1 protein-coding gene is annotated in these 1,565 nt (G+C 62.4%); it reads left to right on the top strand.

Annotated elements, in window-relative coordinates; translation table 11 throughout:
• Positions 1 to 1,564 (top strand): carbohydrate porin (locus HNR55_RS16635; RefSeq protein WP_166117236.1); only part of this gene is annotated, 1,564 nt, incomplete at its 5' end.
• Between the last annotated feature and the right edge of the window lies 1 nt (position 1,565).

Below are 1,565 nucleotides of genomic sequence, written 5' to 3'. Positions count from 1 at the left end.
CACAGCGGCATTTGCGCAGAATGCGGAGACGCAGCTGGAGCAGGACCGCAGGCGCATGGGCAATTCCGGCCCTCTGGTCTCCGAGGTGGACCCGGCCACGGTGCGTGACAGCATGCGCGCGGCAGAAGCCGCCGCCACCCCCAAAAGTGACGCGGACCACCCCGACATGAGCGACCATCTGCTGGGCAACATGTGGGGCGCGCGCGACTGGATGGCCCGCCACGGCGTGACCTTCGACCTTCAGGAAGTGGACGAACTGTGGGGCAATACCTCAGGCGGCACCGCATCCGCGGCCGACGGGCCGGATGGCTCGGGCACCGGACCCTCCTATAACGGCATGACCATGCCAACCCTGACCGTGGACATGGAAAAGCTCATCGGCCTCAAGGGCGGGATCTTCAACATCAGCGCCCTTCAGCTCCGGGGGCGCTCGATCTCGCAGGATCATCTGGCCGTGTTCAACCCCGCATCCGGGTTTGAGGCAGACCGCTCCACCCGCCTGTTCGAACTGTGGTACCAGCAGTCCTTTCTGGGCGGCAAGCTCGACGTCAAGATCGGGCAGCAGGATATGGATACCGAATTCCTGATCAGTGATTACGGCAGCCTGTATCTCAACGCCAACTTCGGCTGGCCCATGGCTCCATCGGTCAACCTGTATGGGGGGGGGCCGTCCTGGCCGCTGGCATCACCCGCCATCCGTATCCGCTACCGGCCCACGGACCAGTTTACCGTCATGTTCGCCGCAGCGGATGATAACCCGCCGGGCAACCGCTACAACTCCACCGCCATCCAGCAGGCCACGGGCTCGAACGCAGGGCAGACCAACGACCCGACCAGCCAGAACGCCAATAACAACGCCTCGGGCACCCAGTTCAACATGGGCACGGGGGCTCTGCTCATAACCGAGCTGCAATACGCCCTCAACCCCCAGCCCGATGACATGTCCAAGGTGACCAAAAACCCCGGCCTGCCCGGTATTTACAAGCTGGGTGGTTTTTACGACACCGCCAAGTTCGCCGATTACCGCTATAATAAGAACGGAGGCTCACTGGGGGTTGCCGCGGCCAATGCGGCCAATGGGGGCGCTGTGTCCCAGAGTGATCTGACCCCGCGCTGGGACCGTGGCAACTGGATGGTTTACGGCATTGTGGACCAGATGCTCTGGCGGCCCTCGCTCCAGTCTCCCCAATCCGTGGGTGTGTTCGTCCGCGCCACGGGCAATGGGGGGGACCGCAACCTCATCAGCTTTGCAATGGATGCGGGGATCAACCTCAAGGCTCCCTTCAAGGGGCGTGACAATGACACGCTCGGCGTGGGCTGGGGTATTGGCCGCACGTCCTACGGGCAGCGCCAGTTTGACCGGGATTATGGCAAGCACCCGCAGGCGAATGAAAACCATCTGGAAGTCACCTATCAGGCGCAGATCATGCCCTGGTGGGTCATGCAGCCGGACTTCCAGTATGTCTGGAATCCTTCGGGCGGGGTCCCTCTCTCATGGGGGAATTCACCCAAACGCGTCGGGAATGAAGCCATCTTCGGGCTCCACTCCAGTATAACTTTCTGAT

It is taken from the genome of Acetobacter lovaniensis, from assembly GCF_014207635.1.
Classification (GTDB): domain Bacteria; phylum Pseudomonadota; class Alphaproteobacteria; order Acetobacterales; family Acetobacteraceae; genus Acetobacter; species Acetobacter lovaniensis.
Note: the sequence above shows the minus strand (reverse complement) of the source record. Positions and strands in the feature narration are given on the sequence as shown.